The organism is Rhodococcus sp. ARP2 (assembly GCF_001029585.1).
Taxonomy (GTDB): domain Bacteria; phylum Actinomycetota; class Actinomycetes; order Mycobacteriales; family Mycobacteriaceae; genus Rhodococcus_F; species Rhodococcus_F erythropolis.
In genome coordinates this window covers 92,585-117,393 of the sequence record NZ_LEKE01000056.1, presented here as the reverse complement: position 1 = coordinate 117,393, position 24,809 = coordinate 92,585, and the positions used below count along the sequence as shown (strand labels likewise).

The window sequence follows — 24,809 nt, the reverse complement described above, 5'->3', positions numbered from 1 at the left end:
ATGACAGTGCAAGCCGGATACCGCCGTTACCTGCCTGCGGCGTACAGCCTGGCGCTGGCACTGTTGATCCTCGGACCGCTGCTCGGCCCCGGCTACCTCCTGCTGCGCGACGCCGTCAGCACGCCGCGCTCGTACTTGACCGACTCCGCCCTCGGACTCACCGACGCCGCAGCCCGCGCCGTTCCCCAGGACGCGCTGATCGCAGCGTTGAGCACCGTGATCGACGGCGGACTGGTGGTCAAGTTCATCCTGCTCGTGGCGCTCTGGCTCGCCGGTTGGGGTGCGGCGCGCATGGTCGCCGTCCTGCTGCCGACGGCCGGTCTCGGTCCACAACTGGTCGCGTCGACGGTGATGCTCTGGAACCCCTACGTGGCCGAGCGCCTGTTGCAAGGACATTGGAGCCTGCTGACCGGTTATGCCGCACTGCCGTGGATCGTGTGTGCCGGAATCGGAGTTCGCCGAGCCACGCCCGGGTCCTGGTGGGCGTTGGCCGCGTCACTGGCATTCGCGGGCCTGACACCTACCGGCGCTCTGCTCGCTCTGACGGCCGCGCTGGTGGTGGTTGCCACCCCCGGAGGCCGAACCTCGGACATGCGGCGTGTCTGCGGCGCTATCGGGCTGTTCCTCGTCGCCGCCTCGCCGTGGTTGGTCGCCACCTTCGTATCCGGAGCAGCAGGCGACGGTTCCGATCCAGCGGGAGTCGCCGCCTTTGCCGCCCGAGCAGAACCGGGACTCGCGACGCTCGGCAGCCTCGCCGGGCTCGGCGGTATCTGGAACTCGGCAGCGGTACCTTCCACGCGCACAACACTCTTCGCGTTGGTCGGAACAGTTCTTCTGCTTGTCGTGGTGTTTGCCGGTGTGCCCGCTCTATGGCGCCGACGCCGGAACCCCGTTGTCAGTGGACTCGGCGCGCTGGCCCTGTTCGCGGTGCTCGCTCCGACCCTGGGCGCTACTCCGTGGGGGCTCGAGGTCGGCCGATGGTCGGTCGAGGTGTTCACCGGCGCCGGTCTACTGCGTGACGCCCAGAAGTGGGTCGCGCTGGCCGTACCGTTCTACGCACTCGCTGCCGCCGCCGCGGTGATGTGGGCGGGCAATCGGTTCTCCCTTCCCCGCCCGACATTCTCGATCGCCGCCGTCGTGGTGACGATCGTGGCGCTACCGGATCTGGTGTGGGGTGTCGGCGGCGCGTTGAAGCCCGTGCACTATCCCGGGTCCTGGACCGTGGTGGCCGAGCAACTACGAGACGAAACCGGTGACGTTGCAGTGCTTCCCGCTGGTATGTTCCGTGCCTTCCCCTACAGCGGTGATGCGCCGGTACTCGATCCAGCACCACGCTTCCTACCCCTCGACGTGCTGCAGACCGGCCAACTGGTGGTTGCCGGTGGTGCTGTCGGCGGTGAAGGAACCCGGGCCACCCAGGTCGAGGATCTGCTGCTTGCCGGCGGGAGTCCTACGCAGTTGGCCGATCTCGGAGTCGGATGGGTACTGATCGAGCGTGAGACACCAGGCCAGCTCGGCAAGGCGGCAGCGACACTCGACGGGTTGGAACAGGTCTTTGCCGACAACGATCTCGAGCTCTACCGGGTACCGGGAGATGTTGCCGCGCACGAAGCCTCGACCGGCGCCCGAACTGCCGTCATCGCTGCGCATCTCGCCTGGATACTGATGGGCGTGATCGCGCTGATCTCAGTCGGACTGAACCAGAACCGAATTCGACTCGCGAGGCGCGGCCAGTCCTGAGACCCACCGACCGTCCTTGTGCGCGGTCAGCACCTCGAGCACTCCGGTGCCGGTCTGCTCCCAGGAGAACTCGCCCGACCACACCCGAGCTTTCTCACCGAGCACCGTGCGGAGTTCGTGGTCGCGGAGCAGGGTGCCTGCCGCCTGCGTCAGATCAGCGATGTCGCCGTCGCCTGCGTGCTCACCGCCGACCAACAGCCCGGTCACTCCGTCGACGATCGAATCGGTCAAGCCCTTGGAACTGCGGTAACCGATCGTCGGAACACCGTGCTGCGCAGCCTCGATGACCGCCAGGCCCCACCCTTCCTTCCGCGAAGGCATGAGGTGAATCCACGACTGCGCAAGGAGTTCATGTTTACGAGCCTCGTCGACGTGACCGTAGAACGAGACGGCGTCACCGATTCCCAACTCGGCGGCGCGATCTCGCAGGTTCTGCTCCCACCAACCACCACCGATGACGTCGAGATGGATGTCCGGAAGCGTCGGACGCAGGGCTGCGACGGCCTCGAGTGCGTCCTCGATCTGCTTGTGCGGCACCAGTCGTGAGAGAACCGAGATGGTGGGACGCTCGGCCCTGGTGATCGATCCACCCGCGTCGACGCCGACGGGGAGCCGATCGGCACCGTTGCGCACCACGGCAATTCGTTCGCGCTCGACACCGAGGTCCACCAATTCTTCGGCCGAAGGAAGCGACACCGTCAGATACTGACTACGTCGATGGGTGCGCGGTGACAATCGCGATTCGACCCACCAGCCGATCCGGCCGACGAGCTTGCCTGCCACCGGCCATTGTTCACGATGGCAGTGATGGACCAGAAGCGTGACCGGCGCACCCGCCACGGTCTTCGAGAAGAAGGGGATGCCGTTCTGGGTGTCGATCACCGCGTCGGGGCGAATGCCCTTGAGCGATCCGAAACCCAGACGTCCGGCGGCAATGGCGGCCAGAGCGCGGGGGTACACGCTGAAACGTCCACCGGCCCGGCTGATCGTGATGCCGTCTCGAACCTCCGACGCGGGCGCCCCGGGATACGACGCCGTCCGCAGCGTCACCTTGATACCGCGCTCGGCCAACTGGGATCCGACCTGCTCGAGGTAACGCTCGCTTCCACCGCCCTGGGGATGCCCGGTATCGCGCCAGCAGAGCAACAGAACCTCGCGCACGTGCGTTACTCCCTGAGTTGGTCGGTGGCCACCCCGGTTCGGGCGATCCTGCGGGATGCCCCGCCTGACCGGCCGGTAACCCTGCCGAACACCCTAACTGTTCGAGCGTCCGTATTGCCGCGCTCCTGACGGTGTTCGTGGACCGTGCGACCCAGTGGCTAAAGTTGCTACCCGTGACCAAGCCCGCAGTGACCCGCATTTTCGGCCGACGGGCAACCCTGAAACGCTCGTTCGGCCTGCTCAGCGACTTCCGCCACGAGCAGTCCGCGCCCGACATCTTCTACGGCGCGCTCGCGCGCGACTCCGTCGAATTGATCTCGGACCTGCACGAAGGTCACACCGGACGATCCCTCGACGGTCTCACTGTCCTCGACGTCGGCGGTGGTCCGGGCTATTTCGCGGAGGTCTTTCAAGCCGCAGGTGCCCGCTACATTCCCGTCGAACCCGATCCGTCGGAGATGCACGCCGCGGGTCTGACCGTGGGCGGCGCGGTGCGTGGATCCGGTTTGGCACTGCCGTTCCTGGACTCGTCCGTGGACATCTGCTTCTCCTCCAACGTGGCCGAACACGTCAGCGAGCCGTGGCTGATGGCCGAGGAAATGCTGCGCGTGACCAAGCCCGGCGGCTTGATGGTTCTCTCGTACACCCTGTGGTGGGGTCCGTTCGGCGGCCACGAAACCGGACCGTGGCACGCGCTGGGGGGCGAGTACGCAGCCAAGCGGTACCTCCGCAAGACCGGACGCGAACCGAAGAACAGATTCGGGGTGTCGTTGTTCAAAGTCGGCGCCACCGACGGCCTACGCTGGGCCCGTGGAACCAGCCAGGGCACGTTGCTCGCCGCGATCCCGCGCTACCACCCGTCGTGGGCGTGGTGGATGGTCCGAGTCCCCGGTCTTCGGGAGTTCCTGGTGAGCAACCTCGTCGTGGTTCTCGAAAAGCGATAGCGACATGCGCCTCGCACTCGATATCGGTGGCACCAAGATGGCGGCCGGCGTCGTGTCCGAGGACGGCCGCGTTCCCGTGTTCGACAGTGTGCCGACGCCGCAGACCGACCCGTGGGGAGCGTGTGCGGCGCTGCTCGAACGAGTCGCAGACGGCCGCGACGTCGACGGTGTGGGCATCGCTTGCGCCGGGCCGGTGGACACCGTCGCCGGCGTCGTGGCCCCCATCAACATCACCGAGTGGGCACAGGGATTCGAGCTCGTAGCGGGCGTCCGCAGCGTCTTTCCCGATGCCGGAACTGCCCTCGCCATGGACGGAGCCGCAGCGGCATTGGCGGAGTTCCACCACGGCGCCGGACGCGGAACCCCGAACCTCCTGAGCCTGGTCGTCTCGACGGGAATCGGCGGAGGAATCGTCCTCGGCGGTGAGATTGCTCGGGGTCGCACGGGGAACGCCGGTCACATCGGCCACCTCGTCGCTCCAGGATCTTCCGAACCGTGCAGCTGCGGGGGCGTCGGCTGCCTCGAGACGGTGGCCAGTGGACCGTCCGCGGTGCGATGGGCTCGTAGCCAGGGCTGGTCGGGAAACACCGGCCGTGAACTAGCCGAGGGTGCACGCAGCGGCGACGCGATCGCCGTGGACGCGCTTCACCGCGCAGGGACGGCGCTCGGTGGTGCCATCGCCTCGGCGGCTGCCCTCCTGGACGTGGACCTCGCGGTGATCGGCGGCGGTTTCGCCCAGTCGGGTGCACCGCTGTGGGAACCGATGCTCGACGCGGCTGCCCGACATGCCCGTTTGTCGTTCATCGCCGGGCTCCGGATCGTTCCCGCCGAGCTGGGTGGCGCCGGAACTCTGACCGGTGCGGGCTTGCTCGCGCTCACCGCCGTTATCTGACACGCGTTCTTCCCCGATAAATCCGCAGGGAGTCCCCCTAAACGGGTACCACCTGTTCCCAATTTCTGTAACGTGTTTTAGTGTTCTGACTCACACCGTTACGGGCATTGCACGTGACGCCTACGGGAAGGAGGTGACCGTGAGCCCAGACGCTTCCTCATCTGACGTTGCCTCGACTGCTTCTTCGACCGATGAAACCGAGCATCACGCCCAGGTCGCCCGACCGAGCGATTCCCTCCGCGACACCGAAGACCTCCGTGAGCGCCTGGAACGGTGGATGGCCGGCAAGGTGCCGAGCGGATCCACTGTGACCGTCGCCGACGTCACCTTGCCCGCAGCCAACGGCATGTCCAGCGAAACCATCCTCTTCGACGCCACCTGGGACGGCGATCATCATCCCTTGGTCGCTCGGGTGGCACCGACGGAATCGACCATGCCGGTGTTTCCGACCTACGACCTCGAATCCCAGTTCCGCACCATGGCTCAGGTGCGCGAGCACTCGGCGGTGCCCGTACCCGCGGTGTACTGGTCAGAATCCGACCCGGACGCGTTGGGTGCGCCGTTCTTCGTGATGGAACGAATCTCCGGCGACGTGCCGCCAGACGTCATGCCGTACAACTTCGGATCGTGGGTCACCGAAGCGTCCCCCGAGCAGCGAAAAACCCTCCAACAGAACTCGGTCGACGTCCTGGCTCAATTGCACGCCATCGACAAGCCGTGCGAGCGTTTCGACTTCCTCCGACTCCCGAATTCGGGAACGACTGCACGAGACGCATTCACGGCGCACATCGCCGAGCAGCGCGCGTACTACGAGTGGGTGGTCTCCGACGGCATCAGATCACCGCTCATCGAACGTGCCCTCGACTGGATCGAGGAGAACAATCCCGCGGACGATTCTCCGGCGGTGCTCTGTTGGGGCGACTCGCGCATCGGCAACGTCATGTACCAGGACTTCGCGCCGGTAGCCGTACTCGACTGGGAAATGGCAACTCTCGGCCCGCGAGAGATGGATCTGGGCTGGATGGCATTCCTGCACAGGTTCTTCGAGGACATAGCCGGACTGGCGAACCTACCCGGTCTTCCCGACTTCCTTCGACTGCCGGATCTCGCGCAGACCTACGCCGAGATCACCGGCCACACCCCACACGATCTGGAGTTCTACGTTACCTACGCCGCACTGCGTCAGGCGGTCATCATGTGGCGAATCCAGGCCCGCGCCATAGCTTTCGGCCAGTCGCAGCGACCCGAAGACCCCGACGACATGATCATGCACCGCGCTTCGCTCGCCGCGATGCTCGACGGTACCTACTGGGAGAGGTTGGCCTGACATGCTCTCACCGATGGACGACTATCCCGTTCACCAGATCGCCGAACCGATCCGTCACGTAGCCACCTCGGATCGAAACTTCTACGACCGCTACTACTTCAATTGCTACCCCACCGAATCCCCCGACGTGTTCCTCATCGTCGGACTCGGCCAGTATCCCAACCTCGGCGTCATGGACGCATTCGCTGTCCTTCGCCGCGGTGACGACCACATCGTTGCTCGCATGTCGAAGGCGCTGGGTGCCGACCGTACCGACACCACCGTCGGACCTCTGCGCATCGAAGTGCTCGAAGGGCTGCAGAAGCTCCGCGTCGTACTCGAACCGGGCAGCGAATACGATCTCTCCTTCGACATCACCTTCGATGCCACCATCCCCGCGGCGCTCGAGCCCAAGCACTTTCGCCGTCAACTCGAACGAGTCACGTTCGACACCTCACGCTTCCTGCAGACCGGCACGTGGACCGGATCGCTCACCGTCGACGGGGAGGACTTCGCGATCGACCCGAAGACGTGGCGAGGTAATCGCGACCGCTCGTGGGGTGTGCGTCCGGTCGGTGAAGCCGAACCGCAAGGCAGACGCGCCGTCGACGGAATCCAGAACTTCTTCTGGATCTACGCGGTCATGCAGTTCGACGAGTTCACGATCTCGGTGATCATGCAGGAAGACGAGCAGGGCAGGCGCATCGTCGAAGAAGCCATGCGAGTGTGGCCGGACGAAGCCAGGGACAACGAATGGCTCGGCCGACCCGAACACGAGCTGACGTTCTGCCCCGACACCCGCGACGTCACCGGAGCGACCATCACCTTCCACCGGCCAGGCGGTGAAGTCCTCACCGTCACCTGCGAACTGTTGCTGGCCAACTACATCGGAATCGGCACCGGCTACGGGCTCGAACAGGACTGGCGTCACGGAATGTGGCAGGGCGAACTCGTCGTACAAGGGCTCCGCCACAAGGTCCACGAGATCGAACCGTTCCAACGCATGTTCTCCCCCGTCGACAACCTCGCGTCCTTCACGCTCACCGAAGGCACGAACACCAACACCGGCACCGGTCTTTTCGAGGTAGCCGCCATCGGACCGCACGAGAAATACGGATTCACCAGTTTCACCGACACCGCACAGGCAGACGACGCGTATGCCCTCGCGGCGACCGACAACACCGAGGAATGAATTGATGACTGACTACGACAAGCTCTACATCGGTGGAGCATGGGTGGCCCCGGCCACCGACCAGGTACTCGAAGTGTTCTCTCCCGCAACGGAGGAGCGCGTCGGCAGCTGTCCCATCGCAGCACCGGCAGACATCGACGCGGCCGTGTCCGCAGCCCGCGCGGCGTTCGAGGGACCGTGGTCACGCACCACCCCCGCCGAGCGCGGCGCGATCCTCGCCAAGGCCGCCAAGCTGATCGAAGAGCGCAGCGCGGAAATCAACCAGCTCATCTCCAACGAGATGGGCCAGCCGCCCGCCATGGTCGGCATGATGCAGCAGACCCCGTCAATGGCGACGCTGGGCTACTACGCCGAGCTGGCCGACAAGTTCGCGTGGGAAGAGAAGCGCACCGGCGCATTCGGGCAGACCAAGGTGACCCGTGAGCCCGTCGGCGTCGTCGCCGCCGTGCTGGCCTGGAACGTCCCGCTGTTCCTGGCGATCAACAAGCTGGCCCCCGCACTGCTCGCCGGCTGCACCGTACTGCTCAAGCCCGCACCCGAATCCCCTCTCTCCGTCCACGTGATCGCCGAGATCTTCACCGAGGCAGGTGTTCCCGAAGGCGTCATCTCCGTGCTCCCCGGCGGAGCCGAGACCGGCGAATACCTGGTCTCTCATGCGGGCATCGACAAGATCACGTTCACCGGATCCAGCGCCGTCGGCCGCAAGATCGGTGCCATCGCCGCGCAGAACCTCAAGCGCTGCTCCCTCGAACTGGGTGGCAAGTCCGCCGCGATCATCCTCGAGGACGCCGACATCGCCGCCGGAATGCCGATGCTCGTCATGTCCGGCCTGATGAACACCGGCCAGGCCTGTGTCGCTCAGACCCGAATCCTCGCTCCCCGTTCGCGTTACGACGAGGTCATCGAGGGAATGAAGACCGCGGCAGGCTTCATGACCGTCGGCGATCCGTCCGATCCCGCAGCACAACTCGGCCCGCTGATCTCCGAGAAGCAGCGCGAGCGCGTCGAGGGCTACATCGCCAAGGGCAAGGAAGAGGGCGCGCGCGTCGTACTCGGTGGTGGACGTCCCGCCGGCCTGGACAAGGGCTGGTACGTCGAGCCGACGATCTTCGCCGACGTGGACAACTCGATGACCATCGCACGCGAGGAGATCTTCGGACCCGTCCTCTCGGTGATCCCGTACGACTCCGAGGACGAGGCAATCAAGATCGCCAACGATTCGGATTACGGCCTCGCCGGATCAGTCTGGACCACCGACATCGATCACGGACTCGAAGTTGCCGCGCAGATCCGCACGGGTACCTACGCGATCAACTGGTACGCCTTCGATCCCGGATCACCGTTCGGTGGTTACAAGAACTCCGGTATCGGGCGCGAGAACGGACCTGAGGGCCTCGAAGCCTTCTGCGAGACCAAGTCCGTACTCATGCCGCCCGGCTACGTGGGCTGACCCACCCGGGAGTTGGCACCCTTTGCTGACAGTTGGCACCCGTTCCGACCTGCCGGAACGGGTGCCAGCCCCATGAAATGGGTGCCAACTCCCAGCGAATCCACAGATCCACCCGGTACCGTCGAAAACGAATCAGTCATCTCACAAAGGACATTCATATGCTCACCAACGCCATCAACGCTTTCCTCGCACTCTGGGGCAGCGCCTCCGTCGGCAGCAGTGGATACCAGATCCCGCCGGGAACCCTTCCCTTCGGTTCCTGAGACATGAATGTTTGAAGCCCGCCGATTGGTCAATCGGCGGGCTTCAAACGTAATCGAGGCACCATTCAGGCCAGTCCACGCTCCCGACGAAGCGCATCCTCCATCTGCTCATACTCGCGACGCGCAGAATCCCGTTCCAGGATATGACTGCCGTGCGTGCAAAGCTCGGGCGCTCGAACTGCAGGGATGAATATGGAAACGGGCCACGTGAGACCAACTGCTAGAAATCCGAACATTCCTGTAAATATCGCCTCTGTCGAGAAAAAGGAGCGATACACTCCGTGTTTCCTTCTCCAGTAAGACGTCCCTATTGCCCGACCGATTACAGCATAGGAGATGAATGCAATGAATCCGACTACTACCATGTCCATTGAATATCCTCTCGACCGATTGATAACGAATATTTTTCGCCGGATTCAGGCACTCGGCGGCCAACTCTCATAGCGTTGACATCGACGTTCACCGAACCTAATGCGCTAGCCTGAGCAGCATTGACTCATCGGTGCTGCGCGCATGGGCTACCGCCTTGCCCGTGGCACCTCGTGCAATTTCCAAAGGTTCCCCACACCTTCCCCTCCCCGTTGCAGACCGAACATTTGCCGTGCTGGCAATCCCGGCACCTATTGTCGTATCCCATGGTTCACTCCTCGAATTCGCATTGGTCTGAATATTTCTACCCAATCTCGATACTCATGGCAGTCGTCTGATTGACGGACAATCGCCACAGGGTCCTGGTTGCATTCAAGAGAAATCAATTCAGGCTGACCGGGTCCGCAAGAAATATTCGACCACTTGAATCGAATTGACCGTCTCACTGATGGACAGAACCCGCTGAGCGCACTTCGCGCCCAGCGGGTTCTTTGCTTTCACCGACCCGGTATCTACCGGTCCAGAACGTTATCCGCCAATCGATCCTCGCGACCGGACACCAAGGCCTCGGCATCACCGGCGTCCACGTGCCCGAACCAGGTACCGCCGGGGTTCGCGATCACCAACGGGCCCAGGTTGCACGGGCTCAGACAACCGGTTCCCGTCACCTTTGCCGAAGTGCCTTTGGCCGCCGCACTCATGGCCCGGTGGAGAGGCCCTGCTCCGTACGCCATGCAGCGGGGCCCCTTGCACACCAACAGATGTGTATCGTGCTGCTCGATCACGGACCAAGCCGGACTGCGATACGACGCCGGACTGGCAGTGATCGGCTTTCCTGCCGCGCCGAGTTCATCGATCACCTGCGCGGCCACGGCAGCTTCGAGCGTTTCCGATTCGTGGAGCGAGACTTCCAGTTCGGCACCGATCCGGGTTTCGCGCCAGTTCGCAACCGCCTTGCTGGTCCACGTGAGCAGGTACCGATCCCTCGGCACCGCAACTGGAATCAACACGACCTTGCCCACGTCATCGGTATGCGCTCGATCGAGTTCCTCGTGAAGGCTCGGCGACGCGACATCGAGGTACGCAATACGAACGTCGGCGTCGGTGCCGGCCCGAACAGCGTCGAACATCCGTCGCGCGGCCGACTCGTCGAGGCCGCTGACGGTCGGCCGCAGTACGACGATCACCCGATTCGAACCACTGTCGACACTCATGCCGACGGCGCGGTTGTCCAGTCGATCCCGCTCGACGGAGCGAGTCCGAACTCTTCGATCTTCGCGCGCAGCTCTTCCGCGCCGTAGACGTTGGGGAATCCGCTGGTGAACATGGCGAGCGGGAGTACGACGAAGCGGTTCTGCTTGACGGCATCGAGATCGCGTAGGCCTTCTCGGCTCTTGATCGCGTCGATCTTGCCCTGTACTTCGTCAGCGCTCTTCTTGTAGTCCATGATCACGATGACGTCGGGTTCTGACTTCGCGACGGTCTCCCAGCTCGCTTTGAACCAGGTGTTGTCGACGTCGGCGAACACGTTGGTTCCCCCGGCGACGTCGACGATTCCGTTGGGGGCTCCGTTGCCTCCGCTGGTGTACAGATCTTCTTCACCGCTGTCGTAGATCAAGACCTTCGGCTTGTCGGCGGCATCTGGCGCGGACTCCAGACGTGCCAAACGTGAATCCAATTCGTTCAGTGCCTCGGCGGCAGTGTCCTCGGTTCCGAACAGCTTTCCGTAATTGGTCACGTCCGCACGAAGGGCATCCCACGGACCCATCGTGCCGAGCGCGGAATCCGCTGCGGCACTCTGCCTACAACTATCGGAAATCACATATGCATCGATGTTGTTGCTCTGCAGCGATTCCGGCGTCACACCGGAGGCTCCCTTGAACAAGCCACTGTAGGAGCCGACCACCAGGTCCGCCTGCTTACCCAGAATCGTCTCCAGCGTGATCGTTCCGTCCAGGTGTGGGACGTCCGCAATTCCAGGGCCGAACATCGACTCCATGACCGCGTCGTTGTTCGTGTTCAACACGACGGCCGCGAGACGATCCAAACCGCCGACTCGGAGAATGGTGCCGATATTGGCCGCATTGCTTGTCGCAACGACGTTCTCGATCGGAAGCTGGAAAGTGCTTTCGGTCCCGCAGTTCTCCAATGTCACCGACGTCTTGTCTGCAGCTTCGTCCACCGGTGCAGTTGCCGAGCAGCCGGCAACTGTCAACAACGCTGTCGCGGCTACAACCGCACCGAACGACGCTCGAGTCTTGACATGTATCAAAGTGCACTCTCCGAAAATGATTGTTGTAGTTGAGAATTTCGTGATTCGAATACGAGGTGTGAACGGCCTGTCGCGGGGTTCACGAGCTCGAAAGTCTCGACGCCGAAGACAGTTGCCACCACCGAGGTGGTGAGTACGTCGGATGGATGTCCGAACGCCCTGGCAACTCCATCCGCGAGCACGAGCACCCGATCGCACACTGCCGCAGCCAAATCGAGGTCGTGCAGTGCCATGATCACCGTCCGGTCCAACGACCGGACCAGATCGAGCAGTTCGAGTTGATGCCGGATGTCGAGATGATTGGTCGGCTCGTCGAGAATGAGCACGCCGGCGTCCTGCGCGAGACCTCGGGCGAGAAATACCCGCCGACGCTCGCCGCCGGAAAGCGTGTCCATCGAAGAGAACCGGTGCTCGATCATTCCGACCTCGCCCAGAGCACGATCAACGACGGCATTCTCGTGCTTTCCGCCGACACTCCAGGGCTTTGCATGTGGCGTGCGCCCCAGAGTCACGTACTCGTGAACCAACAAATCGGCGGGACTCTGCTCTTCCTGCGCCACAAAAGAAATGGCTTTGGCCCGCGAACGCGCGGACATCGCGTGCACGGACTCGCCGCCGACGCGGACGTCACCGTCAGCGATCGGTCCGAGACCGGCAAGCGCACGCAACAAAGTCGACTTGCCCGATCCGTTCGGACCGACGACGCCGACTACTGCACCGGCGTCCGCCGCGATGTCGACGCCCTTGACGACGGTTCGGCGGTCGATGCGGACAACGACTCCGGACGCGGTCACCGCCAGGGCGCGGGCGCTCACGAACTGCCACCGAATCGGTAGCGCCGACGGCCGAGAAGCAGGAGAAACAGCGGGGCACCGATCACCCCGGTCACCACGCTCAGCGGGATCTCGGTCGGCCGCAACGAGGTCCGCGCCACGACGTCGACCCACACCAGGAACGACGCGCCGATCAGCGCTGCCGCCGGCAACACCACTCGATGTCTGGCTCCGACGAGCATGCGTGTGACGTGCGGTATGACCAAGCCTACGAAGGCAATCGCGCCGGACACTGCAACCATCGTGCCGACCAACGCTGCCAGCACGCCGAACAGCACGTTTCGCAGGGTTCGGATGGGAATACCGAGCGAAGCCGCGACGTCCGGTCCGGCCGCCAGCGCATCCAGCCAACCGTGCAGGGCGAACACCGCTGCCGTCAGCAGGAACACTACGATGACCGGCGCCCACAACTTGTCCCAGGATGCCCCGGCCAAACTTCCCAGGAGCCAGAACAATACGGACTGCGCGGCCTGGGAATCATTGGTACGCAGCACCAGAAAACTCGCGATCGCCGACAGGGCGGATGCGGTGACGGTGCCGGTCAGAACCAATCGCAGTGGAGTGATACCGCCTTGCAGCGTCGCGATGGTGAAGACGAGAATCGCAGCTCCCAACGCCCCGATCATCGCGCCGAAACTGAGCGCCCACACTCCCGCGCCGGCGAACAGTCCGGTGGTGATGACGGCGGTGGCACCGACACTCGCGCCGGACGACACTCCCAGCAGGTGGGGATCGGCGAGAGCGTTGCGGACGAGGGTTTGCACCACCGCGCCGGCGACGGCAAGACCAGCGCCGACGGCCAGACCGAGCAGTACCCGAGGTGCTCTGATCCCCCACACGATCGCAAGTTCGGAACGCGTGACGGGTGGGCCTCCGAAGCGCGAGTGCACCACGTCCACCACAGTGGACACGGGGAGCATCTCGGATCCGAATGCCAACGCGCACACAGCAGAGAGCACGGTGACGACCAGCAGAGCGGGCAGCACGATACCCGGACTGAGCCGTCCTCGAGGCGCACCAGCCTTCGGCGAAGGCAGGTGGGTAGGTGGAGACAGAGCTCCGCCAACAGCATTCATGGTGTGACCGATCCATCCTCGTGGCATGACACAACGTCAACGAGGGTGGTATCTGGCTACGGTCGACGCAGGGACGACCTCACAGTGGCGGGACCGCGCCGGAATTGCACCGACTTCCCATTACCTCGATGATGACGTCAGAACCATAACGGACTGTGGTCACCATTCCGCACACCGGATCAGGATTCCGACGCGATCATCGATCTCGCCTGCCGCACGACGGCTTCCGTTCGCACTCGAAGTTCTTCGGGTGAATCCGATTCCAGCACAACCCGATGCACCTGGCTGTCCACGGCAGTCACAGTCAGCCGCGACGTCAACAACGCATCGTCCGCACTGAAACCGCGGCTCTGCAAGTACTCCGAAAAACCCAGTACCAGTTGCCGATTCATTCCTTCGACCTGCGCGATGAGCTCACGCGTACGCGGAACCTGATCGTAGAGCAGGTGAAAGAACTCTCGCGGCTTACTGTTCACTTCGACCGCGCACTCCACCAACATCCGGACGGCCTCGTCCGGGGTGAGCTCACGCTCGACGATGTCGGCAAGGCAGAGCGCAAAACTCTCCCGCGCAGCACTCACGTGACGGTTCGCCAACTCCGCAAGGATCTCGTACTTGTCGCCGAAATACTGGTAGAGCGAGCCCACCGACACCCCTGCTTCGTCAGCGATCCGGTTGGTGGTCGCCGCCATGCCCTCCGACGCGAAAACGCGAGTAGCTGCCTCCAGGATCGCGTCGTAGGTAGCCCTCGAGCGCTGCTGGGAGGGCCTTTTCCGCCGAGTCGACACGGTCCTCCGATGCGAGTTGTCAGCCGCGACGCCGATACCGAGAATTGTGTAGGTGACCAGCGCCGATTACTCGAAGTTTATGCCCGACCGGTACACCGACCACATGCCGGCGCCGACCCCGACGTGGTGGGAGTGGAACGGCAACACCGTCCACGTCGCACGGGCAGTGGCTCCAGACGCACCGGTTCGTGTTCTCGGCATCCACGGCGCCGGCGGCTACTCGGGCGCGTTGTGGCCGTTCGCCGGGATCGGCGTGAAACTCGGAGCCGAAGTCCTCTTCCCCGATCTTCCGCTGTACGGCGACACCGTCGTAGCCGATCCGGCCGGCGTCCGGTACGAGCAGTGGGTCGATCTCCTCTGCGATCTCGTCCGAGCCGAGAAGGCAGCCGACGATCGGCCGCTAGTGTTGTTGGGCGCCAGCATCGGCGGTCTGCTGGCCTACGAGGTAGCCGCGCGGACCGGTCTGGCCGACGCCGTCGTCGCCACCTGTCTGCTCGATCCATCGAATCCGTCGGCCAGAGCTGCCGCGGCGCGGTTCGGCCCGATGGGTGTCTACGGCGCTCCCCTGATGCGCCGCACCGAACGACTGGTGGGCCGTATCCGCGTGCCCATCCGTTGGGTCGCCGACGTCGCGAACATGAGCAGCAACCGTGAACTCGCGACGCTGTGCGCAACCGATCCGCGCGGTGGCGGTGTTCGGGTGCCACTCGGATTCCTCAGCAGCTACTTCTCGTTCGAGCACACCGCACCCGAAGCATTTCGGACGACGCCCGTTCTGCTCACCCACCCGGCCGCCGACCGATGGACGCCACCCGAACTGAGCTTGCAGTTCCTCCGCCGCATCAACGCACCCACCGAATTCGTGATGCTGGACGGGTGCGGGCACTTTCCCGTCGAAGAGCCGGGCCTGACGCAGTTCCACGACGCCGTCGACACACTGCTGCGCTCCGTCGCCGAGCGTCACCGCACGAAACCGTCGCCACCCGCCTAGCCTGAAGTTCGTGAGCATCGAACCCAAGGCCGAGCCGACGGGAAACGGCGACGAGAGCACCACGACAGTCGTACTGGCGTTTGCGGCTAACGCGCTGATCGCCGGGGCCAAGACGGCGGCCGCCATCGTCACCGGATCTGCATCGATGGTCGCCGAGGCCACCCACTCCTGGGCCGATACCGGCAACGAAGTGCTGCTGCTGATCGCGAACCGCCGCTCGAAAAGGGTTCCCGACCGAGACCAGCCACTCGGGTACGGCCGGGAGGCCTACATCTGGTCGATGTTCGCCGCCCTCGGACTCTTCGCGCTCGGCGCAGGTGTGTCGATCACCCACGGCATCCAGGAACTGTTCCATTCCGAACCGGCCACCGACTTCGGTGTCGCCTACGCAGTCCTCGGCGTCTCGTTCATCCTCGAAGGCATCTCGTTCCGGCAGGCGTACAAGCAACTCCGAACCGAAGCATCCGCCGTGAACCGCGACGTCATGGCCCAGGCGCTCAACACGTCCGACCCGACGACCCGGGCCGTGTTCGCCGAAGATGCTGCGGCACTGATCGGTTTGGTCATCGCATTCGTCGGCGTCCTACTGCACCAGATCACCGGTTCACCGATCCCCGACGCCCTCGGCTCCATCTTCGTCGGCATACTTCTCGGAGTCATCGCGATCATCCTGATCGATCGCAACCGCCGATTCCTGGTCGGCGAAGAGGCCTCACCGACGCTGCGGGCAGCAGCCGTCGAAGCTCTCACCCAACTGCCCGAGATCAACCGAATCACGTTCCTGCGCATGGAATACCTCGGTCCGCGGCAGGTGTACCTGGTGGCCAGCGTCGACCTGGTCGGCGACTACGCGGAATCCCGAGTGGCCCACACGTTGCGCGAACTCGAACGCTCACTCGAGCAGAGTCCACGCGTCGTGCGAGCGATCCTGACCCTCTCGACGCCCGAAGAACCGTCGATCGCAGTCTGAACTTCCGGCCGGGCGATAGGCTCGTTCGATGCGCGCACTGATCGTGATTCTTGCGGTTCTGGGATTTGTCGTCGGGGGAATTCCTGTGGTGGGCAGTCTGATCGATGTGATGACCAGTCAAGACAAGACCATCGTCTATCAGGGTGCCTACGAACCGATCCGGGGTGTGCAGATGAGTCGCGACTACGAGTCGTCGTTGAACATCGCTTTCGACGCCCGATCGGACAATCCACGCTGGCTCGTCCTGGCCTGCTATCCCCTGATCGGAGCAGCACTGGGCGCTGCGACGGCCGTCGTACTGGGACGTCGCGGGTGGCACCTGACGCGAGCCTGAACAGACGCCGATGGCCACCCGCCGTCTACACGAGGGTGGCCATCGAAGAAGGAGTGCTTCAGATGTACATCGCAGGATCGATGTAACTGTTCGGGTCCACCAGTTTTTCCTTGGTGGTCCGTGGCCGCGCCACCGCCGGGATACCCGTCGCGATGGATTCGGCCGGAACATCTCTGGTGACAACGGCATTGGCGCCGATAGCGCTACCTTCACCGATGACGACAGGTCCGAGGATCTTGGCACCAGCGCCGACGGTGACCCGGTCTCCCAGCGTCGGGTGACGCTTGACCTGCTCGAGCGAGCGACCACCCAGGGTGACGCCGTGATAGAGCATCACGTCGTTACCGACCTCGGCCGTCTCCCCGATCACGACGCCCATGCCGTGGTCGATGAAGAACCGTCGACCGATGGTGGCACCGGGGTGAATCTCGATGCCGGTAACGAAGCGTGTCAGCTGCGAGAGCACTCGCGCCGGGCCGCGTAGTGCAGGGACGACCCACATACGATGCGCAACCCGATGCGCCCAAATGGCATGCAGCCCTGAATAAACGAGCGCGTTCTCCACATTGCTGCGCGCGGCAGGATCCTGACCGCGCGCAGCCTGCAGGTCCTCGCGAATTGTCCCGAGGATACTCACAAGTCTCAGTCCCGAATGTGTTCGAACAGCGGGGTGGAGATGTAACGCTCGCCGAAGTCGCACACGACAGCCACGATCAGCTTGCCGGCGTTTTCCGGACGCTTCGCCAACTCGAGTGCGGCCCAGACGATGGCGCCGGACGAGATGCCGCCCAGGATGCCTTCCTTGGTGCCGAGTGCGCGAGCGACCTCGATGGAATCGGGGAACGAGACGTCGATGATCTCGTCGTAGATCTCGCGATCGAGGACGTCGGGCACGAAGTTCGCGCCGATTCCCTGGATCTTGTGGGGACCGGGCTGGCCACCGTTGAGGATCGGCGAGTCGATGGGCTCGACGCCCACGATCTTGACCTCGGGCTTGTACTTGCGAAGGGTGCGTCCGACACCGGTGATGGTGCCGCCGGTGCCGATGCCGGACACGAAGATGTCGACGGCGCCGTCGGTGTCGGCCCAGACCTCTTCGCCCGTCGTTGCCTCGTGGATGGCCGGGTTGGCCGGGTTGGCGAACTGGCTGGCCGAGACAGCGTTCTCGGTCTGCTCGACGATTTCCTTGGCCTTGGCGACTGCACCGGCCATGCCCTCGGAGCCCGGGGTCAGCACGATCTCGGCGCCGTAAGCACGCAGCATCACGCGACGCTCGGTGGACATGGTCTCCGGCATGGTCAGGATGACCTTGTAGCCGCGAGCAGCACCGACCATGGCGAGTGCGATACCGGTGTTACCACTGGTGCCCTCGACGATGGTTCCGCCGGGCTTGAGTGCACCGGACTTCTCGGCGGCGTCGATGATTGCCACGCCGATCCGGTCCTTGACGCTGTTGGCCGGGTTGTAGAACTCGAGCTTGACGGCGACCTGTGCGTCCAGGCCCTCGGTCAGACGGTTGAGCCGCACGATCGGGGTGCGCCCGACCAATTCGGTCACGTTGTTGTAGATCCCGCTCATATCTGGTCCTCCTGAGGATCGAGTGTGTCGACCCGCTCGATTCGCTGATCACTGCTTTACGGCTGAACTGCATAACGGCTACAGGCAAGGGCATACAGACGACCGATGCCGCATCGGTTCATCAAATTGAACCAATGCGGCATCAGGCCACTACATACGGGGGCGGTTTATCAGGCCAACCGCTGCTTCAGAGCTTCGAACTCGTCACGAATGCCGGTCGGCAGCTTCTCGCCGACGAAGTCGAACCACTCTTCGATGAGCGGGATCTCGGCCTTCCACTCGTCGATGTTGACCGCGAGGGCCTCGGTGATGTCGGCGTCCGACACGTCCAGGCCTTCGATGTCGAGTGCCGATCCGGTGGGAACGACGCCGATCGGGGTGTCGATGCCGGCAGCCTTGTGCTCGATGCGCTCGACGATCCACTTCAGGACGCGAGAGTTCTCGCCGAAGCCTGGCCACAGGAAGCGTCCGTCATCGCCACGGCGGAACCAGTTGACGTAGAAGACCTTGGGGAGCTTGGACGCGTCCGCGGACTTGCCGAGGTCGATCCAGTGCTGGAAGTAGTCACCGACGTTGTAGCCGAGGAACGGCAGCATTGCCATCGGATCGCGGCGAACCGTACCGACCTGGCCTTCGGCTGCTGCGGTCTGCTCGGAGCCGACCGTTGCACCCATGAAGACGCCGTGCTGCCAGTCGCGAGCCTCGGTGACCAGCGGAACCGTCGTCTTGCGGCGTCCACCGAACAGGATTGCCGAGATCGGCACGCCCTTCGGGTCGTCCCACTCGGGAGCCATGATCGGGCACTGCGACATCGGGGTGCAGTAACGCGAGTTGGGATGAGCCGCATGGGTGCCCGACTCGGGCGTCCACTCGTTGCCCTTCCAGTCGATCAGGTGCTGCGGGTCGCCTTCGAGGCCTTCCCACCAGACGTCACCGTCGTCGGTCAGAGCGACGTTGGTGAAGACCGTGTTGCCCTGGTCGATGGTGCGCATGGCGTTGGGGTTCGACGACCAGTTGGTGCCGGGAGCCACGCCGAAGAAACCGAATTCCGGGTTGACGGCGTAGAGCTGTCCGTCCTCACCGAAACGCATCCAGGCGATGTCGTCACCGAGGGTCTCGGCGCGCCATCCGGGGATGGTCGGCTGGATCATCGCGAGGTTGGTCTTGCCACAAGCGGAGGGGAATGCCGCCGCGATGTAGTAGGCCTTGTCCTCGGGCGAGATGAGCTTGAGGATGAGCATGTGCTCGGCCAGCCAGCCCTCGTCGTGCGCCATTGCCGAAGCGATACGCAGCGAGTAGCACTTCTTGCCCAGGAGAGCGTTTCCGCCGTAGCCGGAACCGAAGCTCCAGATCTCACGATCCTCGGGGAAGTGAGTGATGTACTTGGTGTCGTTGCACGGCCACGCGACATCTTCCTGGCCATCGGCCAGCGGAGCGCCCAGCGAGTGAAGCGCCTTGACGAAGAATCCGTCGGTGCCGAGCTTGTCGAGAACCTTGCTGCCCATGCGGGTCATGACGCGCATGGAGACGACGACGTACTCGGAATCGGTGAGCTCGACGCCCAGCTTCGGATCCTCGGCGTCGAGGGGGCCCATGCAGAACGGCACGACGTACATGGTGCGTCCACGCATGCAACCGCGGTACAGGTCACCCATGAGGGTGCGCATCTCCGCCGGGTCCATCCAGTTGTTGGTGGGACCTGCGTCGATTTCTTCCTTCGAGCAGATGTACGTACGCGATTCGACTCGCGCGACATCGGACGGATCGGAGTTGCCGAGGAAAGAGTTCGGCTTCTTCTCGTCGTTGAGGCGGGTGAAGGTTCCTGCCTCGACCAACTTCGTTGTCAGTCGGTCCCATTCTTCGTCCGAGCCGTCTGCGAAGACGACGCGATCAGGCTGGGTGAGTTCGGCAACCTCTTGCACCCATGCAAGCAGTTCCTTGTGCTGCGTGGGGGGCGTGCCGTCAGTTCCATTGAGACCGGGAATGGTCGCTGAGGTCATCAAACTCTCCTGGGGTGAGCCGGAACCGGGTTCTCGTGACACCGGATGCAAACTGCAGCGCCCCGATACCAGTCGATCCCGGTGTCCCCCTCTCGACGGGGTCCAGCCGCGTCATCCACTCACGTGGATTTCACGGACGCCGGGTGTCCTATGTATTGAGGTTAACGCTGGCTGTTCACCTGCAGGTAATCGGGTGCGGTCAGAAATGTCACAGAAACGATTCAGTTGGTGTGTTCAGGTGCCTACCCGGCGCTCAGAGCACATAAACGGAACCTTTTCAGAGCGCTCCGGCATCGATTTTCTGCCACACGAGGGCGCCTTCGTCGTCTCGACTGCATTCCCAGGCCGAGTAGTCGCCGTCCGACTCGATCATCGTGAGGCGATCGGCGCTACCGTCGCGATCGAAATCGGACACGATCACGACGTCGTCGTCGGAGTGGACGACACGGCTGTCGACCGTTCCGTCACCGTCCAAGTCGAAGGCGTCGAAGTTCAGGTCGCCGGCATCGACCGGTCCCGACGAGGGCCCGAAGGTCTCGGGCTCGATACGCCCAGGATCGAGCGCTTCGGCTTCGTGCCCGTCGATGTGTCCGGCCGTGATCAGAAATGCGTCCATTACTCCCCCTACTGGATGGTGACCTACTGCTTCGGCAACCCCTACCGAAACCGTCCGCTCAGTATTACCAGACCCCGACGATCAGTCGTGGCCGAAATTGCGGCGCTGTGGAGAACTCTGCACTCGCGGAATGTCAGTAGGCGGCGTTCAAAACGGCGAGGTCGCGCTCGCACGACGCCAGTTGCCCTGATCTGGCCGCGGCAAGCTCACGAAGTTCACCGTCGATCTCCACGATTCGGGCCTGCGCCGACGCCACCTGCTCGCGGCTCTCCGCCATGATCGCCGCTCCCAGATCCGCCTCGGCCTCGAGCAGAACACTCTGGACTCGCTGCTCCCACTGTGCGCGAACCGTCGACATCGATTCGACGATCCACGACCTCGAGTAGGCACGATCCGCCGTCAGCCCGCGAGTTCGCGCCAACCACCACGCCGCGGCGCCACCCAGAACCAACGTCACGGGGATACTCGCGAACTCCAGGGCCGGAATCATCTCCAGCGGAGTCACCGCGATACGGCCGAGGCCGAGACCCGCGGACGCGCCGACAAGAATTGTCACCCGGTCCTCGTTTCCGCGCTGACGGCGCGGCGGGCCCTCCGGAATCCGTGGGGAAGGCATGTATCCGGTCGTGCCCGCCACTTCCACCGCTGCCGCCATCGCGGCATCGAACACCCGGGTGTGATGGTCGACCTCGTGCTGCAGTCGCGTCGGCACGCTGCCCAATTCGGCTCGCGAGGCCGCATCGACCCAGGCACGTGCCCCGGCGACCGTCGCCCGGGTTGCCTCGGCGATTTGTTGTGACAGATCCCCGCGCGCTCGTTGCAGTCGGCTTCGCACCTGCACCAGGCGTTCGCCTCGCCGGCCGTCACGGTCTGCGAGCAACTGTGATCGCTCGGCCCGCAGTTCGGCACCAGAAACGCTGTCACGCAGATTCCGGATCTCTATCTCGATCATCCGGCGCGTCTGCGCGATGACACCGGAATCCGAACCGCCTGCTTCCCTCTCCCGTGCCGCCCGGCTCACGACGGCAACGAGCGACTGCTCTTGACCAGGCGCAATCGGAACCACCGGGACCTGAGCAAAAGCGGTGCAGTGCGAAGCAAGAATCTCGGCATCACGCCGGCGCACCGCCTGCCAGTCTCGGTAGACGTCGATGCGGGTCAGCGCGACCACCACCGGAATCCCGCTCTCTGCAGCGTCGTCGAGAAGTAGAAGATCCTCGCGTCCGATCACACTGGCGGCGTCGACGACCAGAAGTACGACGTCGGCGTCCACCTCGCGTGTCACTGTCGAACAGTCATCAGAAGCATTGAACATCCGGGCGACGTCTTCCCGTCCACACCTCGGTGGGCCGACAACGTAAATTCCAGTGCCACTGGATGTTTCGGCGGCGACCTGGCGACCCGGATCGGATGCCGGATTCCATCGCTGCACCACGCGCAGCACCGAATCCGGAAGTACCGAAACGCTATCCATCGGTCACCGCCGGAGCGGAGCGATCGCCCCCGAGCTGCGCCCACCGACGCACATACCCGCGGCGAATCAGTGAGACCCTTTGTTGCGGAGCCTGTTCCGACTCGTCCACGAGCTCGCCCCACCACCGGCTGCATGTGCCCGCGTCGTCGGCGGTACGAGGATCGGGAGGCTCGCCTTGACGCAGGGCTCGAATTTCGGGGCTCATCATCGCCGCCGCGGCGCAGAACAGCACCGCGGAGTCCGAACTCAGATACAACTCGATCTCGTCCCTGCCCGCAGCGCTGCGCGAGGCAGACCGCCTCAGCGCCGGGCCGATCTGCTCGACCCGGCCCCACCACTGCGCCTCCAGAACAGGTCCGAGAGCCTCGAACAATTCTTCGACGCCGCGCCCGGTCAGTGTCTCCACCGGAACCGTGGGCACGCCGACGGTCTCCGAGATCTCCGCGGCCCGTCCCAGCGCCTCGTCCCAGCGCGGCCCGAACAAGTCAGCCTTGTTCGCAGCGACGACCACACGATCGGAAACTCGGGCAATGGCTCGGCCGTCGACGTCGCGGACCGCGTCGACCACCACGTAGACAACGCAACGACGACCCAGATCGGGGTTCGACGTTCCAGGGACGTCGAACGCGCGCGACTCGGTCACCACAACCGGTGCGCCGACGACTCTGCGCGAGAACCGGTCGTCGCGCCCCAGGATCCGCGCCAACGACGACCGCCCCACCCCGGCTCGCCCGGCGACCACCAATTCGAGCGGCGCGCTCAGCGATCCGAGCACCGAGTGAACCGCCTCTGCGGCTCCCGAATCGATCGACGTCAGCCGATATGCCAGAGCGCGCAAGTGGTCGATCGGCTCCGCGCAGGCGTCGTCGATCGATTCTGCGGGCAACATTCGTGACCAATTACTGCATGCAAATCCTGTGTTCATCCCCACCCCACGTCCCCATCGTGTCGGTGAGATTCTGTCAGGTTCTCGGCAAGGACGGCAGGTGACACCACTCTTTCGCTGGCTGTCCGAAGTCGGCTGTTTCAGGACTTTCCGCAGAAAGTCTCAACTCAAACTTCAGACCCGTCTGCGCTAAACGGGGGTCATGCGTGACAATGGGTTCGTGAACGAAGCCGATCAGCATGCACCGCAGACCCCTGACACGGGGCAGACGGACCACGCCAAGGGGTCCCGTCTCCATCCGAGAGTGACCAGCTTTCGCTCTCGCCGGGGTGCGCTGACCGACGCGCAGCAGCAGGCTTGGGACCGTCAGTGGCCGCTCATCGGCGCCGACGTCTCGGACACACCGCTCGACGCGAACGCCTGGTTCGGACGCGAGGCACCCCTGATCATCGAGATCGGTTCGGGTACCGGCACCGCGACGGCCGCTATGGCCAAGGCGGAACCGCACGTGAACCTGATCGCGATCGAGGTGTACCGCCCGGGGCTCGCGCAGCTTCTCCAGCAGGTCGAGCGTGAAGAGATTCCCAACGTCCGCGTACTACGCGGTGACGCGATGGACGTACTCGAGAACATGGTCGCCCCCGAGTCCCTGACGGGCGTCCGGGTGTTCTTCCCGGACCCGTGGCCCAAGGCCCGCCATCACAAGCGTCGCCTCCTGCAGGGGCCGACGTTCGCGCTGATCGCCAACCGCCTCAAGCCCGGCGGAGTCCTGCACGTGGCAACCGATCACGCCGAGTACGCCGAATGGATCGAAGAAGCCGGCAATGCCGAGCCACTGCTGACCGCACTCGACTGGGAGTCTCCGATGACCCACGAGCGTCCGGTCACCAAGTTCGAGGACAAAGCCCATAAGGTCGGTAGTGCAATCACCGAGCTTATATGGGGGAAGATCAGAGCATGAGCGTCAGCGAACAGCTATCCGACGACGTGACGTCGTCGGAATCTCCTCTCGACTTCGGTCGTGACTCCCGCCACCCCAAGCGGGTGCTTCTGGTCTGGGACGCCCCCAACCTCGACATGGGCCTCGGCGCCATCCTCGGTGGCCGGCCTACCGCCGCCTACCGGCCACGATTCGACGCTTTGGGTCGTTGGCTGCTCTCTCGCACCGCCGAACTGTCCGCACAGAACAGCGGCACGCTCGAGCCTGAAGCGACCGTCTTCACCAACATCGCGTCCGGCAGCGCCGACGTCGTTCGTCCTTGGGTCGAAGCCTTGCGTAACGTGGGTTTCGCGGTGTTCGCCAAGCCGAAGGTCGATGAAGACAGCGATGTCGATTCGGACATGCTCGAGCACATCGCGCTCCGGTACGGCGAGGGCCTCGCCGGAATCATGGTCGCGTCCGCCGACGGCCAAGCGTTCCGCGAACCTCTCGAGGACATCGCAGCAACCGGTATCCCGGTCCAGGTTCTCGGGTTCCGTGAACACGCCAGCTGGGCTGTGTCGTCCGATATCTTGGACTTCGTCGATCTCGAGGACATCCCAGGTGTCTTCCGTGAGCCTCTGCCACGGGTAAGCCTGGACACCCTGCCCGACGAGGGCGCCTGGTTGCAGCCGTTCCGACCGCTTTCTGCCCTGCTCATCGGGCGAAAAAGTGTTGCCGAGTAGGAGTTGATC

The 24,809-nt window shown here is 64.0% G+C and carries 23 protein-coding genes and 1 riboswitch; of the genes, 11 read left to right on the top strand and 12 right to left on the bottom strand.

What is annotated here, in order from left to right; all coding sequences use genetic code 11:
• Entirely contained in the window at positions 1 to 1,740 is a 1,740-nt protein-coding gene (locus ABX74_RS15085) for a hypothetical protein (RefSeq protein ID WP_047889137.1), read from the top strand.
• On the opposite strand, the gene ABX74_RS15080 is transcribed toward ABX74_RS15085, so the two are convergent.
• On the bottom strand, positions 1,687 to 2,901 hold the full coding sequence (locus tag ABX74_RS15080) for a glycosyltransferase family 4 protein (protein WP_019747129.1): 1,215 nt from the start codon (positions 2,899 to 2,901) through the stop codon (positions 1,687 to 1,689). The genes ABX74_RS15085 and ABX74_RS15080 overlap by 54 nt on opposite strands.
• 173 nt (positions 2,902 to 3,074) lie before the next feature.
• On the opposite strand from ABX74_RS15080, the gene ABX74_RS15075 reads away from it, so the two are divergent.
• The 5 genes from ABX74_RS15075 (at position 3,075) to ABX74_RS15055 (ending at position 8,685) form a co-directional block, all read left to right on the top strand.
• A complete protein-coding gene (locus ABX74_RS15075) occupies positions 3,075 to 3,845 on the top strand; it encodes a class I SAM-dependent methyltransferase (protein ID WP_003945692.1) in 771 nt (256 codons plus the stop codon).
• A 4-nt stretch (positions 3,846 to 3,849) separates the two neighbouring features.
• Positions 3,850 to 4,737 (top strand): ROK family protein, encoded by an 888-nt coding sequence (locus tag ABX74_RS15070; protein WP_021343053.1) that lies wholly within the window; start codon positions 3,850 to 3,852, stop codon positions 4,735 to 4,737.
• A 139-nt stretch (positions 4,738 to 4,876) separates the two neighbouring features.
• Positions 4,877 to 6,064: a phosphotransferase family protein gene (locus ABX74_RS15065; RefSeq protein ID WP_029537623.1), complete on the top strand. Its 1,188-nt coding sequence runs from the start codon at positions 4,877 to 4,879 to the stop codon at positions 6,062 to 6,064.
• Between the two features lies 1 nt (position 6,065).
• The gene (locus ABX74_RS15060) at positions 6,066 to 7,235 is read left to right on the top strand and encodes a hypothetical protein (protein WP_047889136.1); all 1,170 of its coding nucleotides are present in this window, start codon (positions 6,066 to 6,068) and stop codon (positions 7,233 to 7,235) included.
• 4 nt (positions 7,236 to 7,239) lie between these two features.
• The gene (locus ABX74_RS15055; RefSeq protein WP_003945530.1) at positions 7,240 to 8,685 is read left to right on the top strand and encodes an aldehyde dehydrogenase; all 1,446 of its coding nucleotides are present in this window, start codon (positions 7,240 to 7,242) and stop codon (positions 8,683 to 8,685) included.
• Between the two features lie 1,144 nt (positions 8,686 to 9,829).
• Here ABX74_RS15055 and ABX74_RS15050 read toward each other — a convergent pair.
• The 5 genes from ABX74_RS15050 to ABX74_RS15030 form a co-directional block, all read right to left on the bottom strand.
• Positions 9,830 to 10,531: a (2Fe-2S) ferredoxin domain-containing protein gene (locus tag ABX74_RS15050; RefSeq protein ID WP_019747124.1), complete on the bottom strand. Its 702-nt coding sequence runs from the start codon at positions 10,529 to 10,531 to the stop codon at positions 9,830 to 9,832.
• Entirely contained in the window at positions 10,528 to 11,499 is a 972-nt protein-coding gene (locus ABX74_RS15045; RefSeq protein ID WP_223257926.1) for an ABC transporter substrate-binding protein, read from the bottom strand. Before ABX74_RS15045 ends, ABX74_RS15050 begins: the two co-directional genes overlap by 4 nt.
• 86 nt (positions 11,500 to 11,585) lie before the next feature.
• Positions 11,586 to 12,404 carry an ABC transporter ATP-binding protein gene (locus ABX74_RS15040; RefSeq protein ID WP_047889134.1) on the bottom strand — a complete coding sequence of 273 codons (819 nt, stop codon included), beginning with the start codon at positions 12,402 to 12,404 and terminating at the stop codon, positions 11,586 to 11,588.
• On the bottom strand, positions 12,401 to 13,408 hold the full coding sequence (locus tag ABX74_RS15035; RefSeq protein ID WP_003945625.1) for a FecCD family ABC transporter permease: 1,008 nt from the start codon (positions 13,406 to 13,408) through the stop codon (positions 12,401 to 12,403). Before ABX74_RS15035 ends, ABX74_RS15040 begins: the two co-directional genes overlap by 4 nt.
• A gap of 115 nt (positions 13,409 to 13,523) precedes the next feature.
• A riboswitch (cobalamin riboswitch) is annotated at positions 13,524 to 13,661 on the bottom strand.
• Positions 13,662 to 13,677: 16 nt separating this feature from the next.
• Positions 13,678 to 14,286, bottom strand: a complete 609-nt coding sequence (locus tag ABX74_RS15030) for a TetR/AcrR family transcriptional regulator (RefSeq protein WP_082148506.1) — start codon at positions 14,284 to 14,286, stop codon at positions 13,678 to 13,680.
• Between the two features lie 52 nt (positions 14,287 to 14,338).
• On the opposite strand from ABX74_RS15030, the gene ABX74_RS15025 reads away from it, so the two are divergent.
• The 3 genes from ABX74_RS15025 to ABX74_RS15015 are packed head-to-tail and all read left to right on the top strand — an operon-like array spanning position 14,339 to position 16,581.
• Positions 14,339 to 15,277: an alpha/beta hydrolase gene (locus tag ABX74_RS15025; RefSeq protein WP_082148505.1), complete on the top strand. Its 939-nt coding sequence runs from the start codon at positions 14,339 to 14,341 to the stop codon at positions 15,275 to 15,277.
• A gap of 10 nt (positions 15,278 to 15,287) precedes the next feature.
• Complete coding sequence (locus ABX74_RS15020) at positions 15,288 to 16,247, top strand: cation diffusion facilitator family transporter (RefSeq protein WP_019747118.1); 960 nt, start codon at positions 15,288 to 15,290, stop codon at positions 16,245 to 16,247.
• 28 nt (positions 16,248 to 16,275) lie between these two features.
• Positions 16,276 to 16,581 (top strand): hypothetical protein, encoded by a 306-nt coding sequence (locus ABX74_RS15015; RefSeq protein ID WP_047889131.1) that lies wholly within the window; start codon positions 16,276 to 16,278, stop codon positions 16,579 to 16,581.
• A 58-nt stretch (positions 16,582 to 16,639) separates the two neighbouring features.
• On the opposite strand, the gene epsC is transcribed toward ABX74_RS15015, so the two are convergent.
• The 6 genes from epsC to ABX74_RS14985 form a co-directional block, all read right to left on the bottom strand.
• Complete coding sequence (gene epsC / locus ABX74_RS15010) at positions 16,640 to 17,218, bottom strand: serine O-acetyltransferase EpsC (RefSeq protein ID WP_019747116.1); 579 nt, start codon at positions 17,216 to 17,218, stop codon at positions 16,640 to 16,642.
• Positions 17,219 to 17,223: 5 nt separating this feature from the next.
• Positions 17,224 to 18,159, bottom strand: coding sequence for a cysteine synthase A (cysK, locus tag ABX74_RS15005; RefSeq protein ID WP_003945916.1), 936 nt, complete (start codon positions 18,157 to 18,159; stop codon positions 17,224 to 17,226).
• Positions 18,160 to 18,329: 170 nt separating this feature from the next.
• Positions 18,330 to 20,159 (bottom strand): phosphoenolpyruvate carboxykinase (GTP), encoded by a 1,830-nt coding sequence (locus ABX74_RS15000; RefSeq protein WP_029254577.1) that lies wholly within the window; start codon positions 20,157 to 20,159, stop codon positions 18,330 to 18,332.
• Between the two features lie 277 nt (positions 20,160 to 20,436).
• On the bottom strand, positions 20,437 to 20,775 hold the full coding sequence (locus ABX74_RS14995) for a DUF6802 family protein (protein WP_021333139.1): 339 nt from the start codon (positions 20,773 to 20,775) through the stop codon (positions 20,437 to 20,439).
• Between the two features lie 133 nt (positions 20,776 to 20,908).
• The gene (locus ABX74_RS14990; protein WP_223257925.1) at positions 20,909 to 22,060 is read right to left on the bottom strand and encodes a hypothetical protein; all 1,152 of its coding nucleotides are present in this window, start codon (positions 22,058 to 22,060) and stop codon (positions 20,909 to 20,911) included.
• A 181-nt stretch (positions 22,061 to 22,241) separates the two neighbouring features.
• On the bottom strand, positions 22,242 to 23,138 hold the full coding sequence (locus ABX74_RS14985) for a GTPase domain-containing protein (RefSeq protein WP_047889129.1): 897 nt from the start codon (positions 23,136 to 23,138) through the stop codon (positions 22,242 to 22,244).
• Between the two features lie 199 nt (positions 23,139 to 23,337).
• Between ABX74_RS14985 and trmB the strand changes: the two genes are divergently transcribed.
• Together trmB and ABX74_RS14975 are read left to right on the top strand one after the other, a co-directional pair.
• Positions 23,338 to 24,096 carry a tRNA (guanosine(46)-N7)-methyltransferase TrmB gene (gene trmB, locus ABX74_RS14980; protein ID WP_019747110.1) on the top strand — a complete coding sequence of 253 codons (759 nt, stop codon included), beginning with the start codon at positions 23,338 to 23,340 and terminating at the stop codon, positions 24,094 to 24,096.
• Entirely contained in the window at positions 24,093 to 24,800 is a 708-nt protein-coding gene (locus tag ABX74_RS14975) for an NYN domain-containing protein (RefSeq protein ID WP_003945733.1), read from the top strand. The genes trmB and ABX74_RS14975 overlap by 4 nt, the downstream gene beginning before the upstream one ends.
• Positions 24,801 to 24,809 lie beyond the last annotated feature (9 nt).